Source organism: Hymenobacter sp. R533113, from assembly GCF_056835965.1.
Genome location: NZ_JAKWBD010000001.1, coordinates 594,988 through 609,872, shown reverse-complemented (window position 1 = coordinate 609,872; position 14,885 = coordinate 594,988). Strand labels below are relative to the sequence as shown.

Sequence of the window (14,885 nt, the reverse complement as noted above, 5' to 3'; positions counted from 1 at the left end):
AGCTACTTGCGGGCACAAAGGTAACTATACAGCATGAGAAACGCTTCGTAAACGCTGTGCTTAGGCCACGGATGTCGGCTGAAAAGTCCCCTGATACACTGTTCGGACTCCTTCGGGCAGCGAAATTTTATAGCGCCAGCCAGCTTCGGCCAGCTTCGATACGTCCAGCAACTTGCGCGGAGTGCCATCGGGCTTTTCGGTGTTGAAGCGGATGTTGCCTTCGTAACCAATAGTGTCGCGCACCAGCTCCACTAGCTCACGAATAGTCAGATCTTCGCCGGTACCTACATTCACCGGCTCCCGGCCTTCATAATGAAGCATAAGATGCAAGCAGGCATCGGCTAAATCATCGACGTGCAAGAATTCGCGGCGGGGCGTGCCTGTACCCCACACTTCTACTTCCGGGGCGTTACTCTCTTTTGCTTCATGAAACTTACGAAGCAAGGCTGGCAACACATGCGAGTTTTGTAGATCGTAGTTGTCGCCAGGTCCATAAAGGTTAGTTGGCATCGCCGATATGAAGTTGCTGCCATGCTGGTCGCGGTAGGCTTCACAGAGCTTTAGGCCAGCAATTTTGGCTAGGGCATACGGCTCATTAGTCGACTCCAAGGTACCAGTGAGTAGGTACTCTTCCTTAATCGGCTGGGGGGCTAATTTGGGGTAGATACAAGAGGAGCCTAAAAACAGCAGCTTCTTCACGCCCTGCACAAAGCTGGCATGAATAACGTTATTCTGAATCTGTAGATTATCATACAGAAAATCAGCACGAAACACATTATTAGCATGAATACCACCTACTTTGGCAGCAGCTAGCATCACGTACTCGGGCTTTTCTTCGGCAAAAAAGGTGTCAACTGCTACGGCATTTCGTAGGTCTAGCTCCTTAGAAGTGCGCGCAACAATATTTTGATAGCCAGCATCTTGTAAGCGGCGCACTAGAGCGCTGCCGACCATCCCACGATGGCCAGCCACATATATTTTAGCGTTCAGTTCCATATGCAAATGCTTGAGCTGATAGGGTTCAAGCTACTCAGCGTAGTTTTTAAGAATGGTGTGGCCACCTTCGCGCAGATACTCATCGCGGCGTGATCCTTCTACATCCGACTGCATCATTTCCTTGACTAAGCCCTGCAAGTCATATTTTGGCACCCAGCCTAGCTTCTGCTTTGCTTTCGTTGGATCACCGATAAGCAGCTCTACTTCGGTAGGGCGGAAATAGCGCTCGTCAACGTGCACTACAACAGAACCTATCGCTACTTGGTACTCCGGGTTGTGGCAAGCCACTACCGTACCTTTCTCCTCGATTCCCTCGCCACTGAAGTCGACCTCAACGCCAACTTCGGCAAAGGCAAGACGAACGAATTCACGCACGGTGGTTGTGATACCTGTGGCAATAACGAAATCCTCGGCTGTTTCCTGCTGCAGCATGCACCACATGGCCTCAACGTAATCCTTAGCGTGGCCCCAGTCGCGCTTGGCGTCTAGGTTGCCCAGGTACAGGTTCTCTTGCAAGCCAAGGGCAATGCGGGCAACGGCACGCGTGATTTTGCGCGTCACGAAGGTTTCGCCGCGCAAGGGGCTCTCGTGGTTGAAAAGTATACCATTGCAGGCATACATATCATAGGCCTCGCGGTAGTTTACAGTAATCCAATAGCCGTACAGCTTCGCTACGGCATAAGGTGAGCGGGGGTAGAACGGGGTGGTTTCTGACTGGGGCACTTGCTGTACCAAGCCATACAACTCAGAAGTAGAGGCCTGATAAATCCGGGTTTTCTTAGTCATTCCCAGGATGCGAACGGCTTCGAGCAAACGGAGCGTTCCAATACCATCCACATCGGCGGTGTATTCGGGCGTGTCGAACGATACTTTCACGTGTGACATAGCACCGAGATTATAAATCTCATCAGGCTGCACTTCCTGTACAATCCGAATAAGATTGGTAGAATCCGTCAGGTCACCGTAGTGCAGCTTGAAATGCACATTCTTCTCGTGTGGGTCTTGATAAAGATGATCAATACGCTCGGTATTGAAGAGAGAAGACCGGCGCTTGATGCCGTGAACTTCGTAGCCTTTGCTTAGCAGCAGCTCGGCTAAATAAGATCCATCCTGACCGGTAATACCGGTTATTAAAGCACGCTTCATATATGATAAATTTGGGTCAAATTTTATGTAATCAAAAGTTGTATCTAGCTTGACAGCTTTACAGTGCAGCTGATTTACAGAGCTTTAAGAAGAAGGAGCAAAGATAGGCGCCTTTTACTAGGTATTGATTTTAAAGGTTGCCTGTGAGCTGTCAATAGGCTATACAGACTTGACAGACAAGCTCTTTATACCACTTGCCTCTTACAGGGAATTGAAAAAGCTGTCGATAGCTTCCGCTACTGCTTTGACCTGTTCTTCCTGCATGCCGGGCCACATGGGCAAGCTTAAGGAAGTACGAGCCAACTCCTCAGCAATCGGATAACTTCCCTCCTGGATGGCCAAGTGCTCGTATGCCTGCTGGCGGTGCGGAGGCACAGGATAATGAATCAGCGTGCCTATCTGATGCGCTTGCAAGTACTCTTGCAGGGCGTCGCGGTGGGCAGTGCGAACCACATATAAGTGGTACACGTGCGTGGCCCCGTCGGCTACAGTCGGCAAGACTAAATCTCCTAAGCCAGCAAGGTGTTGATCGTATAGTTCAGCTACTGCCTGCCGCTGCTGCGTCCACTCCATCAGGTGAGGAAGCTTTACGCTAAGCACTGCAGCCTGCAACTCATCGAGCCGAGAGTTGTGGCCAATCACTTCGTTGTAGTACTTCTTTTGAGAGCCATAGTTACGCAGCGTTCGAATTTTGCCCCCCAGTGCATCGTCATTTGTAGTAACGGCACCCGCGTCGCCGAGCGCACCCAGATTTTTTCCAGGGTAAAAACTAGTACCATTTACAGCACCAAAGCTCCCGGTAACTCCTCCTTGCCAGGTAGCGCCCTGCGCCTGCGCGTTGTCTTCCACTATCCAAAGGCCATGTTGTTGGGCCACTTCCATAATAGGACCCATTTCGCAAGCTTGTCCATATAAGTGAACAGGCATAATTCCTTTCGTGCGAGGTGTAATGGCAGCCTTCAATCGTGCGGGATCTATATTATAGGTGGCCGGGTTGGGCTCTACTGGCACTGGAGTAGCACCAACAAAAGAAATAGCAAGCCAGGTAGCGATATAAGTGTTGCTAGGAACCAGCACTTCATCACCCGGACCCACCTCTAAAGCCACCAGCGCCAGATGTAAAGCATCAAGCCCATTCGCGACTCCAATACAGTGACGCACCTGATTGAAATCAGCATAAGCCGTTTCGAAGCTTTTTACCTGGTCACCTAATACATACCACTGCTTATCATAGACGTTGGCAATAGCAGCAAGGATATCTTCTCGAATAGGATCGTGCTGGGGGGCAAAAGACAAGAAAGGAATGGTCATGAGCAGTTAGTAGAAATCTCTGTTTAGAGATTAGGTAGGTAGATAGATAGTAAACAACAAGTCAACAGCTGCTACTTATGCTTGCGTAGCATCATAGGTGGTTTTAACCACATATAATGGACGACTACGGGAGGCATCCAGGCCGCGCCAGACATATTCACCGATTACACCTAAGGCAATCATTTGAAAAGCTGACACAAATAATACCACCACCATTAGCGTCGTCCAGCCGGCAGGGCCTTGGGGGGCAAATACCTTCAGGCCAATTACATATAGCCCAAATAATAAGGCAATTAACCCTAGTGCCAGTCCTACTACCGAAATGGCCCGGATGGGGAAGTAGGAAAATGAGAGTAAAGAATCGATGAATAGCTTGATCTTTTTCTGCAGGGTCCAGCGCGACTTGCCTACCTCCCGCTTGCGGCGTACATATGGAATATTCACGTATGTGTAACCCAGCCATACCATGAGATAAAACACATTGCTGTTTCGCTCATGCATCTTCAGCACCTCATTGGCCACTTGTCGGTCAAAGAAAACAAAGTCGAAGCCCCCATCGGGAATATTGTTAAGGGCTAAGTGCTTCATCAACCAATGAAAAGTTTCGGCAAAGGTCTTCGCCAGACCCGTTTCCTCACGGTCTTGCCGATTGCCAATAACTAACTTGAAGCCTTTCAGCCAATGAGCATACATCTGCACCATCAGCTCCGGCGGGTCCTGCATATCGGCGGTAATAACAGCCATGCAGTCGCCGGTAGCGTGGGCCATGCCGGCCACAATCGCATTGTATGAGCCTACATTATTTACTAGTTCTATTACCCGGATGCGGTCGGGATACTGTGTTCGGGCCGTAAGTAGTGCTTGCAGGGTCTTATCTCGTGATCCATCGTCTACAAATACATACTCAAAGCTAACCTCAGCAGGGAACCGCGCTTCATTAGCAACCAACTCCCGCACCGTGATAGGAATATTCTCTTCATTGAAATAACAGGGAATAATTACCGAAAGCTTGGGCATGATGTGGTCCTAAAACGTATGGATTCGCTATTGAGACAAGCCTTGACTTGCGTCGCCATCAAGATCTAATTTTGGTCAAAATTAATTAGAGATAAGATGTAATAGCGGCTACTGCTTGTTTTAATTTGAGTTGCAGGGTTTTGTGAGTTGGCATTCTTCCTATAACTATCTTCAGTACAGCTATTCGTAGGACAATAGCCGATTCGACATCGATTTACTTGATCATAATACCAAACCGCTTGACTTCTTGTCCTTTATACATAAGATCAATTGTCTTGCAAATGCCGAACGACCGGTACTGGTGTGTGCGAGAGGTAAACCGAATCAAGCTGGAAATAAGAAGCCAAACCTGTATTAGCAATATTGCCGACCTCCGGGCTTAGGTCATGCAGGAAGATAGTGAGTGGATATTGATACTCCTGTTCGACGAGGGGGGACAAGGACACCGTGGTTTTACCTTCTTTCTGTGCCTTTCGCATGGCCGCGTAGCGAGCCTTATATGCTTGATCGTACTGATTAGCCTTAAACGCTAAATCAATATAAGCCCGATTTACCGCACTTCTATGACTGGTAAGAACCAGGAAAAAGAATAATATTCGCAAGCCCCCCAAAAACGCAGGTCGCATTGAGTTTATAAACGGGTGCCATGCTGAATTAATGCTGACTAAGTAGTAGATCAGCAAGAACCACGTTGGCAAGAACAAAAAGTAAGTGTAGTTCCAAATACGCTGCGGAACATCATTACTGATCCACAACGTAGGAAGCCCCATTAGCAACATAAAACCGCAAAGGGCCCCTATAATCAGTAACAAGGAGTGGGGATAAGCGAATGTTTTCCTGCTCGTAACCGAGGGTAAATAGGTAGCATGAACACGTAATGCTACCGGGAGAAACAGGATAGTAGCTAGCCACAATATGGCATTGCTACTCCAACTCGCCCAGTGAGATTGTGTAAGGTAAAGGTCCTTAACTACAACAGTAAATAACCGACTGACGCTGAATTGGGCCACGTTTGATGTCTCCATCGCAGCGCGGCGAAAATTGCCTGGTGCCAAGATGACAGTTGCCCCCCCAAGATTAATGCTAGTATCCAGAAATAAGTAACAGCGCGCGCTCGGCGGTGAGCCAGCAGCATAATAACTCCTAGCGCACAAGCCACGCCACCAACGTAAACTTCATTGCAGCCAAGTAAAGCTATCATGTTTATAGCAGCTAGTATTCCCCAGCCTAAGCGCGCAGAAGTTGTAGTGGCGCGAAGGGCGTGACCTGCAGCCCCAGCCACTACTAGCGTCAGTATACTCCCGATAGTGTATACCACGGCCCCACAATACCAATATATCGCGCTAGCTAACAGGGGCATTCCGTACACGAGCAACAATACCCCCCACAAAGCAAAACGTATGGCTACTTCACGCCCAATAGATGGTAAGATAGCCTTCAAGGCGAAATAGCTGGCACCAATGAGAGATAACAGCCAAAACACTGGTGCAAGCTTGATTATGAGCAACCAAGAATCTAAGTCGGGCATTCGATAACCCAACGCATATAATAGATTGCCGGTATAACGCCCTGTCCAGGCAGTATACAACACCTTCTGGTAAGTGAGAAAATCGTCAGTTAGTCCTCGGCTGGCATCATGAAAGTCATCATCCGTTGGTTGATTAAATACACTGATCAGAAAGAACGGCAGCAATGAGACAATCAGCAAGGTCCATTCTAGTGACCTAGAAGTAGTTAAACGCAGTACGTTACTTTTTAAAGAACTCAACAGGATAGGATAATGAGTAAGACTAATTGATTGGCTGGTGACTTAAGATGTGGGTTAGCCCCCCAAGCTTAAACCCTAGCTGTTGGGCATTGTGAATCACAGCACTGTTGGTAGCCTGAGTGGTCATCAGCACAACTTCTCCCCCGCGCTGCCAAGTATGCCACAGCGTTTCAGACACTAATTTACGATGCCATCCCCGGTTCAAAGGGCCCACTGCAGTCAATACGATGCGTCCTAGCTTTGCACCTAATACTTGTGCGTCTTCTGTGAGATGGCTAACAGCTAGAAAGCTGTCAACTACTACATCGTCTGGCACCAGCACAAGGTCGCAGAATCCTCGAACGGCAGCGGCGGCGTACTCTCCTAGAAAAGAATCCGCCTGCTCAGGAGTAAATACAGGATCAGCGTGAAAGCGGTCAAAGAGGTTACGGTTTTGGGCTGAAATCGCGCGCAGCAGTTCTGATTCGTCTGAGCGAGCCGGACGCACACTCTGCCGTTCAGAAATAATTTTGTCCAGGGAATCATGATAATACTGTAAGCGACTTTCAACTAGGCTCCAGTTACTTTGCCCTAAAGCATATAGTAATTTGGGATCGGTAGCCGCCACTTCACAGTAGCAATGAACAATGTGGCTGGCCTTTAATAAGTTATGAAACTCATTAAAGGCAGAAACTAATACCGTAGAAGTCGTATTTTCTTCAAAAAGTACGGCGTGCAGCCTTGCCATCCGCTTTCCGAAGAATTGTGAGTCCCAAGGCAGATCTGCATATAGGAACCAAACCGGAGAAACTGCCGACCCTGCTTTTATAGCATACTGGTGTGGCCGACCGCCAAACTCACGCAGTCGTTTCCACACCATTTCCTCCATCACTTCAGGCTTAGCCGCAAAGCGAGGTATAGCTAAATAAGGGATCAGCGCTGCTAGCGGCTGCGTTCTACTGCTTAGCTGTTTTTCGTACTCCATATACGGCGGAAATCGTCGTAGCCTCGAATGTAATCCTTTTCGTCGTAGGGAGTGGAGGCGAAAACTAACTGTACTGCTGAGTGAGAATACTGCATCGTGTGCCAAGCAAAGGGCGGCACATAAAGTCCAATATTTGGATCTTCCAGTCGAAAAGTTTGAATCGTATTATCGGCTAGTTCAGTAGTGACAATGATACGACCGGCAACCGCAATTAAAACCTGCTCGGTCTTATGATGAGCATGCCGGCCTCGTACAATGCTTTCCGGAGTATAATACGTCCAGAAAGTACGATGTACATCGAAAGGAACAACCCTACTACTATCACTTACTGAAATATACCCAATGTCCGAAGCTCCTAGTTTAGGGAATGTAATCAAGTGTGGATTTTGCATACTGATCTTATATTCCTTAGAAAGTACGCGGTGTATTGTTGATTTCTCCGTTAGCCTTACCCTTTACGTGTTCTTTAAAGTACTCTAGTGTTCGACGTAAGCCTTCGGCACGATCTACTTGGGGCTCCCAACCCAGGATTTCCTTGGCCTTCGTAATATCTGGTCGCCGCTTCATAGGATCATTCTCCGGTAGAGGCTGGTATGAAGGCTTAAATTCAACCCCAGTAAGACGTGCAATCTCTTCCCCAAACTCCTTGATCGTTATTTCCGAAGGGTTACCAATATTGACGGGCATAGGATAATCGGATAACAGCAGACGATAGATTCCTTCTACTAAGTCATCCACGTAGCAGAAAGAACGCGTCTGTGAGCCGTCACCAAATACTGTAAGGTTTTCGCCCCGCAACGCTTGAGAAAGGAATGCTGGTAGCACACGACCGTCATCAAGGCGCATTCGAGGGCCATAGGTGTTGAAGATGCGAATGATACGCGTTTCCAAGCCATGGTGCGTGTGGTAAGCCATCGTAATAGCTTCTTGGAAACGCTTGGCTTCATCATAGCAACCACGAGGACCAACGGGGTTTACATTGCCAAAATACTCTTCAACCTGCGGATGCACTTCTGGGTCGCCGTATACTTCTGAAGTGCTGGCAATAAGAATGCGTGCATTCTTGACACGAGCCAGACCTAAGAGATTGTGCGTGCCTAGCGAGCCGACTTTCAAGGTTTGAATAGGAATCTTGAGGTAATCAATAGGCGAAGCAGGCGAGGCGAAGTGCAGAATATAATCAAGCTTGCCAGGCACGAACACATATTTGGATACGTCGTGATGATGAAACTCGAAGGCCTCCTGCCCAAACAGATGCTCGATGTTGGATAAGTCACCCGTAATCAGGTTATCCATGGCAATAACATGGTAACCTTCAGCCAAAAACCGGTCACAAAGGTGAGAACCCAAAAATCCGGCACCGCCGGTAATGAGTATGCGTTTCTTATCGGACATGCGTAGTGAAAAATAAATTTACTTGCTTATGTATGTTGATGAGTATCAGGCCTGAACTACTGGTTCCTTATGATTGGCCCGGATGCCAATGCAATGGTAAGTAAAACCGCTCTCGCTCAACTCCTTAGCATCGTATATGTTACGACCGTCGAATATAGCTTTTTGCTTCATCAAACGGCCTAAAACATCAAAGTTAGGTGAGCGGAATTCAGGCCACTCCGTTACAATCAGCAATGCATCAGCATCAATCAGAGCATCGAACTGATCCTTGGCATAAGTTATTCGATCACCTAGCGAATGCTTGGCTTCCTTGATAGCAACTGGGTCGTAGGCGGATACCGTGCAGCCAGCTTCTAATAAGCGCTCAATAATAACCAACGATGGTGCCTCACGCATATCGTCGGTTTTGGGCTTGAAGGAGAGACCCCAGATAGCCATCTTCTTACCTTGCAAGTCGCCACCGAAGTGCTTGTTTACTTTGTCGAACAGCACTGACTTTTGCGCCTCATTTACATTCTCCACTGCTTTGAGCACTTGCATCTCATAGCCGTTTTCAGCAGCCGTTTTGATGAGTGCTTTTACATCTTTGGGAAAGCAGGAACCGCCGTACCCGATACCGGGATAAATGAATTTTGTACCGATGCGAGCGTCAGAGCCAATGCCCTGGCGAACCTTGTTCACGTCGGCACCCATAATTTCACATAAGTTGGCAATATCGTTCATAAACGAAATTTTGGTCGCCAGCATAGAGTTAGCGGCATACTTCGTCATTTCAGCCGACGGAATATCCATGAAGATAATAGGATGACCATTGAGCAGGAAAGGCTTATACAGCTTGGTCATTACCTCTTCGGCACGCTCTGAGGCCACTCCAACTACGATACGATCAGGCTTGAGGAAATCATCAATGGCGGCGCCTTCCTTCAGAAATTCGGGGTTGGAAGCCACATCAAAGTCGATGTTCTCGCCGCGCTTTTCCAGCGCTTTTTCTATCTCGGCACGCACTTTTGCAGCTGTACCAACGGGCACCGTGCTCTTCGTGACAATAACACCATAGCTGTTCATGTGCTCACCAATACCACGGGCGACGGCCAACACGTACTTCAGATCAGCGGAGCCATCTTCGCCGGGAGGCGTACCTACCGCTATGAAGGCTACATCGGCATCAACGATGCTTTCGGCGAGATTAGTGGAAAAGTGCAGCCGGCCCTTCTCTACGTTTCGCGACACCATTTCCTCCAAGCCAGGCTCGTAAATGGGTAGGATACCTTGCTTGAGATTATCAATCTTTTTCTGATCGATATCAATGCACGTAACATCAATACCAACTTCGGCGAAGCATGTGCCTGTAACCAGACCGACGTAACCGGTGCCTACTACTGCAATTTTCATAGTATATGAAAGTGTAAAAAATCCTGCGTTTATGTTTAAAATACTGTTGGGGGGCAAAAATTAGCCCATCATCCATTTTTTCCACCAATGCTGGAATACAATGAGGGCCCAGATACGAGCATGAATGTCACCAGGGTTACGGGAAAACAACTGGGCCTTGAGTGCCCGCACGGCTTCTACGTCAAAAACGCCTTGGGATTCAATAAAGCCGTCAGAAAGTAAGTCGTCTGTGATTAACGGGCGCAGCTCATTGCGAAACCACTTGAGCAGGGGCACTTCAAAACCCTGCTTCGGACGCTTATACAGCTCTTCCGGCAGCATAGGCCGAAAGGCATCCTGCACAATGCGTTTTTTCATGTTCGCGTTAATCTTGCTTTCCACGGGTAGAGAAAAAGCAAAATTGACGACTTTATAATCCAGAAACGGCGTGCGCACCTCCAGGGAGTTCGCCATGCTCATCATGTCCACTTTCGTGAGCATGTCGTTGGGGAGCACCAGGTTCATGTCGGTGAGCAGCACTTCGTTCAGGTCGCCATCGGCGTGTAAATGCTGTAAGATGTCGCGCCGGCGCTTTTCAGCCAGCTTTTTACCCACTTTACGCCGAGAGGCTGGGCTTAGCAGGTTGCGGGCATCTCGTTCGCTTACAAAAGACGCCCAATCCCAATAACGGTCTTTGGGGCCGCTAAGCATACCCCGAGAGAAACGCTGAAACTGGCGGATACGATTACCAAAAAACGTATTGCGCGACTTGGGCAGAATATCCCAAAGCAGATTCAGACCTGTAACGGCCTCAGCCTTGAAGCCGCCGCGCCGTATCCGAAACTCGCCCATGTGCTTGTTGTAGCCGGCAAACAGCTCGTCAGCCCCATCGCCAGACAAGGCAACGGTCACTTTCTCACGCGTGCGCTTGCTCAGAATGTACACAGCCAAAGCCGAAGAATCGGCGAAGGGCTCATCGATATACTCCAGCACGTCAAAGATGTGCTCATACAGGTCCTGATTCGTTAGGGAGAAAACCGTGTGATTGGTCTGGTGCATTTTGGCCACCAGATTGGCATACTTCGTTTCATCGAAAAAGGGCTCATCCCGAAAGCCTATGCTGAAGGTATTCAAGTGGGGCGTATGACGGGCAGCCAGGGCGGTAATAGCCGAAGAATCGATGCCGCCGCTGAGGAAAGAGCCCAATGGAACATCAGCAACCAGGCGCCGGGCCACGGCATCATCCATCAGTTCCAGCAGTTTCTTTTGCTGCTGCTCGTAGCTGAGCTTATTTTTTTGCGCCTTTTTAGGATCGTAGGGAATACGATACCACGCTTTACCGACCACCTTTTGGCCTTTCACATAGATGTAATGGCCGGGCAGTAATTTCTTAACTCCTTTAAATATGGTAGCAGGACCAGGAATGTAATTAAGCTGTAAATAATGGCTCAAGGCTACATAATCCATCTTGCGGGGTACTCCCAGGGCCAGCAACGATTTCATTTCAGAAGCGAAAAACAGCTTGTCCTCGTCGCGGTACACCAACAGGGGCTTTACCCCCATTCGGTCGCGGGCAATGAACAGCGAATCTTCCTCTTTATCGTAAATAGCTAGGGCGAAAAAGCCGTTGAGCTTTTTCAAGCAGCTGCGCCCTTCGGTGATGTAGAGCCGCAGAATAACTTCGGTATCCGTTTGGGAATGAAACTGGTGACCCTTGCGAACGAGGCGCTGCCGTAGCTCGCGAAAGTTGAATATCTCGCCGTTGAAGACAATGGTATACCGCCCCGACTCATCGGTCATGGGCTGATTGCCGTCGCAGGAAAGATCGAGAATAGCCAGCCGGCGGAAGCCGAGACCTACGTTGTCGTATACATAATGCCCTTGCGAATCAGGCCCGCGGCTGATAATAGCATTAGTTGAAGCCGGCAACGCGGAGAGCGAATTGCGACCAGCGTCGGAGAAAGCGAATATTCCAGTAATTCCACACATAATAGGCGGGCAAAAGTACAAACTATAAAGACGTGTGCCCAAAAAAGTAGCCGCAGGCATCTGCAACCAAAGCCGTGCCACGGTAGTACACAGCTTAGCTTACTGCTTTTCCCACTAATTTTTGCCATGAACCTTCAGCAGCAAATGGACTTACAGCAACAATTTGAAGCCGCCGTCGCTCGCGTAGACAATCTGCCAGGCGACCAGGCCGCACCCCATATGACGGAGCTCTATGGCCTGTATAAACAAGCCACCGAGGGCGACCATGATACCAAAGGCGAAGTAGTGGGCGACGACAGTCCCGACAATCCTAGCGGAACTCCGGGTATGTCGCAGGGTCAGTGGGACTCATGGAGCAAGTTTAAGGGCGTAAGCGAGGACGATGCGAAACGCCAATACATTGAAAAGGTGAATGAGATTGCTGGCCCCGTTGGCGAGCAACCCTCTGTCATAACTGGAGCGGGGCAGCCCGCAACCGGCTCCCAAGTAAGCCCTGAGAACACTACCACTTCGCAACAACCTGGTATGGGGCCCGGCATTTCGACTGGCGGCTTGCGCGGCGATATCACAGCTGGGGCTCCGTATGGTGGTGAGGATAAACTGAAGGGTGACCAAGAAGCTATCTGAACCACGGATTGACGCGGATTAATCGGATGCCACGGATATTGTGGCTGGTTACTCTTTAAGAAAAAAGCCCCCCAGACAAGTTCTGGGGGCTTTTTCAGTATAACAAGTAAGCATTTAACTTAAAAAATCTTACCGGGGTTCATAATACCGTGCGGGTCGAATACGCTTTTTATACCGCGCATCAAGTTCAGCTGCACCTCTCCCAGCGCAATGCCGATGTAGGGTTTTTGCACCAGTCCGATGCCGTGCTCACCCGAGATAGTGCCTCCTAGCTTCACGCAAAGCTGGAAAATCTCACGAATTGGTACCCCCAACCCTTCATGCCACATGGTGTCATCGAGGTCGCCACGAATGATGTTTACGTGCAGGTTGCCATCGCCGGCATGGCCGTAGCATACAGAAGTGAAGCCGTAGCGCTGGCCGATTTCCTTTACTCCTTTTAGTAAGGTCGGTAATTCGGCGCGTGGTACTACGGTATCCTCCTCCTTATATACGGAGTTGTAGCGCACGGCATTGCCCACATTGCGGCGAATTTTCCACAGCTCGTCTTTCTGGGTGGCCGTGTCGGCGAGCAGTATTTCGCCAATGTCATACTTCTCCAGCACGCCATATACTAGCTCAGCATCCTTATACAGCTGCTCCAATTCATTGCCATCCAACTCAATAAGTAAGTGGGCGGTGATGTCGGGGGGCAAATTCAACGGAATATTCAGGTAGCGCGCCGACCACTCAATGGCTTCGCGCTCCATAAACTCCATGCCGGACGGCACGATGCCTGCCCGAAATATCTCTGATACCGCCGCCGCCGCCTGCGTTTGGTCGCGGAAAGGCACGAGCAGCACAATATCCTGCTTTGGGTGCGGAATCAGCCGGAATACGACGCGCGTGATAATGCCCAAGGTTCCCTCCGATCCTACCATCAGCTGAGTGAGGTTGTAGCCGGTAGCGTTTTTCAGAACGTTGGCACCCGTCCAGATAATATCGCCGGTGGGCAGCACCACCTGCAAATTGAGCACGTAATCTTTAGTTACACCGTATTTAACCGCCTTTGGTCCCCCGCTGCTTTGGCTCAAATTGCCCCCCAGAAAGCAGCTGCCCTTGCTGGCTGGGTCCGGTGGGTAGAATAGGCCCTTTGCCTGTACTGCCTCCTGAAACACCTGGTTGATGACGCCCGGCTCTACAGTCGCCTGCAGGTTACGCTCGTCTATTTCAATGATTTTATTGAGCCGTTCCGTGCTTAATACTACGCCGTGATGCACCGGCAAGGCGCCACCACTTAGCCCAGTACCCGCGCCCCGCGGCGTGACAGGAATATGGTGCTGGTGGCACAAACGGACAATCTGGCTTATCTCCTCGGCGTTAGCAGGTCGTAGGACGACATCGGGAGCAAAATGCAGATCCTCGGTGTGGTCGCGGCCATAGTCGGCGTAGGCATCGGCAGTAGCCGCAGCTTCCGCGCGTTGAGCCGTGAAAAGGTGCGCCGGGCCCACGATGGCCTCAAAAGCCACCAGTAGTTCGGGGGTGAGCGGTTGAAAATTCATCGAAATTAGAAAGCAAATGACTGATTCGCGTATCTTTGCGCCAATGCAGAAACACCCTACGAAGGTACATGTTTCGGGACAGTATAGCCGCCTGATGGCTCTGCTGCTACTAATAATGCTAGGGTGGCTGGCCAGTTGTGGCGGCGCAAAAAAGTAAACTACCGCAACGGGCGCTATTATTCGGCGCGGGAAATGGCCCGCATCAAAGCTGCTGAGCGGCGCAAAGGGGGCTCTAAAACAAAGAGTAAGTACGCATCAGCGCGAGGTAAAACCAAAATAGTAGCTAAGCGTGGCGCACGACGGAAGTTACCGGCCAACATCAGCCGGGAGTTAGCCACTGTTATTCAAACGGCCCGCTCGTATGAGGGTACGCCCTACAAATGGGGCGGCACTACCCGCCTGGGTATGGACTGCTCTGGCTTATTGGCCACTTCATTTAGTGCCATTAACGTTGATATCCCCCGCTCCTCGAATGAGCAAGCCGAATGGGGTACCCCCGTGCGGCCGCAAGAACTGCAGGTAGGCGACTTAGTATTCTTTGGTGCTTCGCCAGGCAGTAACCGCATCACCCACGTGGGCCTGGTCACGGAAGCTACCGCCGAAAGCGTGCAGTTCATTCACGCTTCCAGCTCTTTAGGAGTCACCGAGAACAGCCTAGATACTGATTACTACCTCAGTAGATTTATTAAGGCCGTGCGACCTAAATTTTGAGATTGCCTTCTACCTTTGCGGCCGCAAATTGAACCTTTTGACTTTTTCA

The 14,885-nt window shown here is 49.7% G+C and carries 14 protein-coding genes; 2 read left to right on the top strand and 12 right to left on the bottom strand.

The annotated features are described in order from the left end of the window. Positions 1 to 60: 60 nt before the first annotated feature. From MKZ35_RS02815 to asnB, 11 genes are all read right to left on the bottom strand, one after another. Positions 61 to 996, bottom strand: coding sequence for a GDP-L-fucose synthase family protein (locus MKZ35_RS02815; protein WP_482511698.1), 936 nt, complete (start codon positions 994 to 996; stop codon positions 61 to 63). Positions 997 to 1,026: 30 nt separating this feature from the next. Further along, on the bottom strand, positions 1,027 to 2,142 hold the full coding sequence (gene gmd, locus MKZ35_RS02810; protein ID WP_482511697.1) for a GDP-mannose 4,6-dehydratase: 1,116 nt from the start codon (positions 2,140 to 2,142) through the stop codon (positions 1,027 to 1,029). Between the two features lie 201 nt (positions 2,143 to 2,343). Next, a complete protein-coding gene (locus tag MKZ35_RS02805; protein ID WP_482511696.1) occupies positions 2,344 to 3,453 on the bottom strand; it encodes a DegT/DnrJ/EryC1/StrS family aminotransferase in 1,110 nt (369 codons plus the stop codon). A gap of 75 nt (positions 3,454 to 3,528) precedes the next feature. Then, complete coding sequence (locus tag MKZ35_RS02800; RefSeq protein ID WP_482511695.1) at positions 3,529 to 4,470, bottom strand: glycosyltransferase family 2 protein; 942 nt, start codon at positions 4,468 to 4,470, stop codon at positions 3,529 to 3,531. 266 nt (positions 4,471 to 4,736) lie between these two features. Beyond that, the gene (locus tag MKZ35_RS02795; RefSeq protein WP_482512254.1) at positions 4,737 to 5,495 is read right to left on the bottom strand and encodes a DUF6056 family protein; all 759 of its coding nucleotides are present in this window, start codon (positions 5,493 to 5,495) and stop codon (positions 4,737 to 4,739) included. Further along, complete coding sequence (locus MKZ35_RS02790) at positions 5,441 to 6,238, bottom strand: hypothetical protein (protein WP_482512281.1); 798 nt, start codon at positions 6,236 to 6,238, stop codon at positions 5,441 to 5,443. Before MKZ35_RS02790 ends, MKZ35_RS02795 begins: the two co-directional genes overlap by 55 nt. A gap of 22 nt (positions 6,239 to 6,260) precedes the next feature. Then, positions 6,261 to 7,202, bottom strand: coding sequence for a hypothetical protein (locus tag MKZ35_RS02785; protein ID WP_482511694.1), 942 nt, complete (start codon positions 7,200 to 7,202; stop codon positions 6,261 to 6,263). Next, positions 7,181 to 7,594, bottom strand: coding sequence for a sugar 3,4-ketoisomerase (locus MKZ35_RS02780; protein ID WP_482511693.1), 414 nt, complete (start codon positions 7,592 to 7,594; stop codon positions 7,181 to 7,183). Before MKZ35_RS02780 ends, MKZ35_RS02785 begins: the two co-directional genes overlap by 22 nt. 16 nt (positions 7,595 to 7,610) lie before the next feature. Continuing rightward, on the bottom strand, positions 7,611 to 8,597 hold the full coding sequence (locus MKZ35_RS02775) for a UDP-glucuronic acid decarboxylase family protein (protein WP_482511692.1): 987 nt from the start codon (positions 8,595 to 8,597) through the stop codon (positions 7,611 to 7,613). Positions 8,598 to 8,642: 45 nt separating this feature from the next. Beyond that, on the bottom strand, positions 8,643 to 9,989 hold the full coding sequence (locus MKZ35_RS02770; protein WP_482511691.1) for a UDP-glucose dehydrogenase family protein: 1,347 nt from the start codon (positions 9,987 to 9,989) through the stop codon (positions 8,643 to 8,645). A gap of 60 nt (positions 9,990 to 10,049) precedes the next feature. Continuing rightward, entirely contained in the window at positions 10,050 to 11,957 is a 1,908-nt protein-coding gene (gene asnB, locus MKZ35_RS02765; RefSeq protein WP_482511690.1) for an asparagine synthase (glutamine-hydrolyzing), read from the bottom strand. Positions 11,958 to 12,083: 126 nt separating this feature from the next. Here asnB and MKZ35_RS02760 point away from each other — a divergent pair, with 126 nt between their 5' ends. Then, positions 12,084 to 12,584 (top strand): acyl-CoA-binding protein, encoded by a 501-nt coding sequence (locus MKZ35_RS02760; RefSeq protein ID WP_482511689.1) that lies wholly within the window; start codon positions 12,084 to 12,086, stop codon positions 12,582 to 12,584. Positions 12,585 to 12,703: 119 nt separating this feature from the next. On the opposite strand, the gene MKZ35_RS02755 is transcribed toward MKZ35_RS02760, so the two are convergent. Further along, entirely contained in the window at positions 12,704 to 14,125 is a 1,422-nt protein-coding gene (locus MKZ35_RS02755) for an FAD-binding oxidoreductase (RefSeq protein WP_482511688.1), read from the bottom strand. A 123-nt stretch (positions 14,126 to 14,248) separates the two neighbouring features. Here MKZ35_RS02755 and MKZ35_RS02750 point away from each other — a divergent pair, with 123 nt between their 5' ends. Further along, entirely contained in the window at positions 14,249 to 14,836 is a 588-nt protein-coding gene (locus MKZ35_RS02750) for a C40 family peptidase (protein ID WP_482511687.1), read from the top strand. The last annotated feature ends 49 nt before the right edge of the window (positions 14,837 to 14,885 follow it).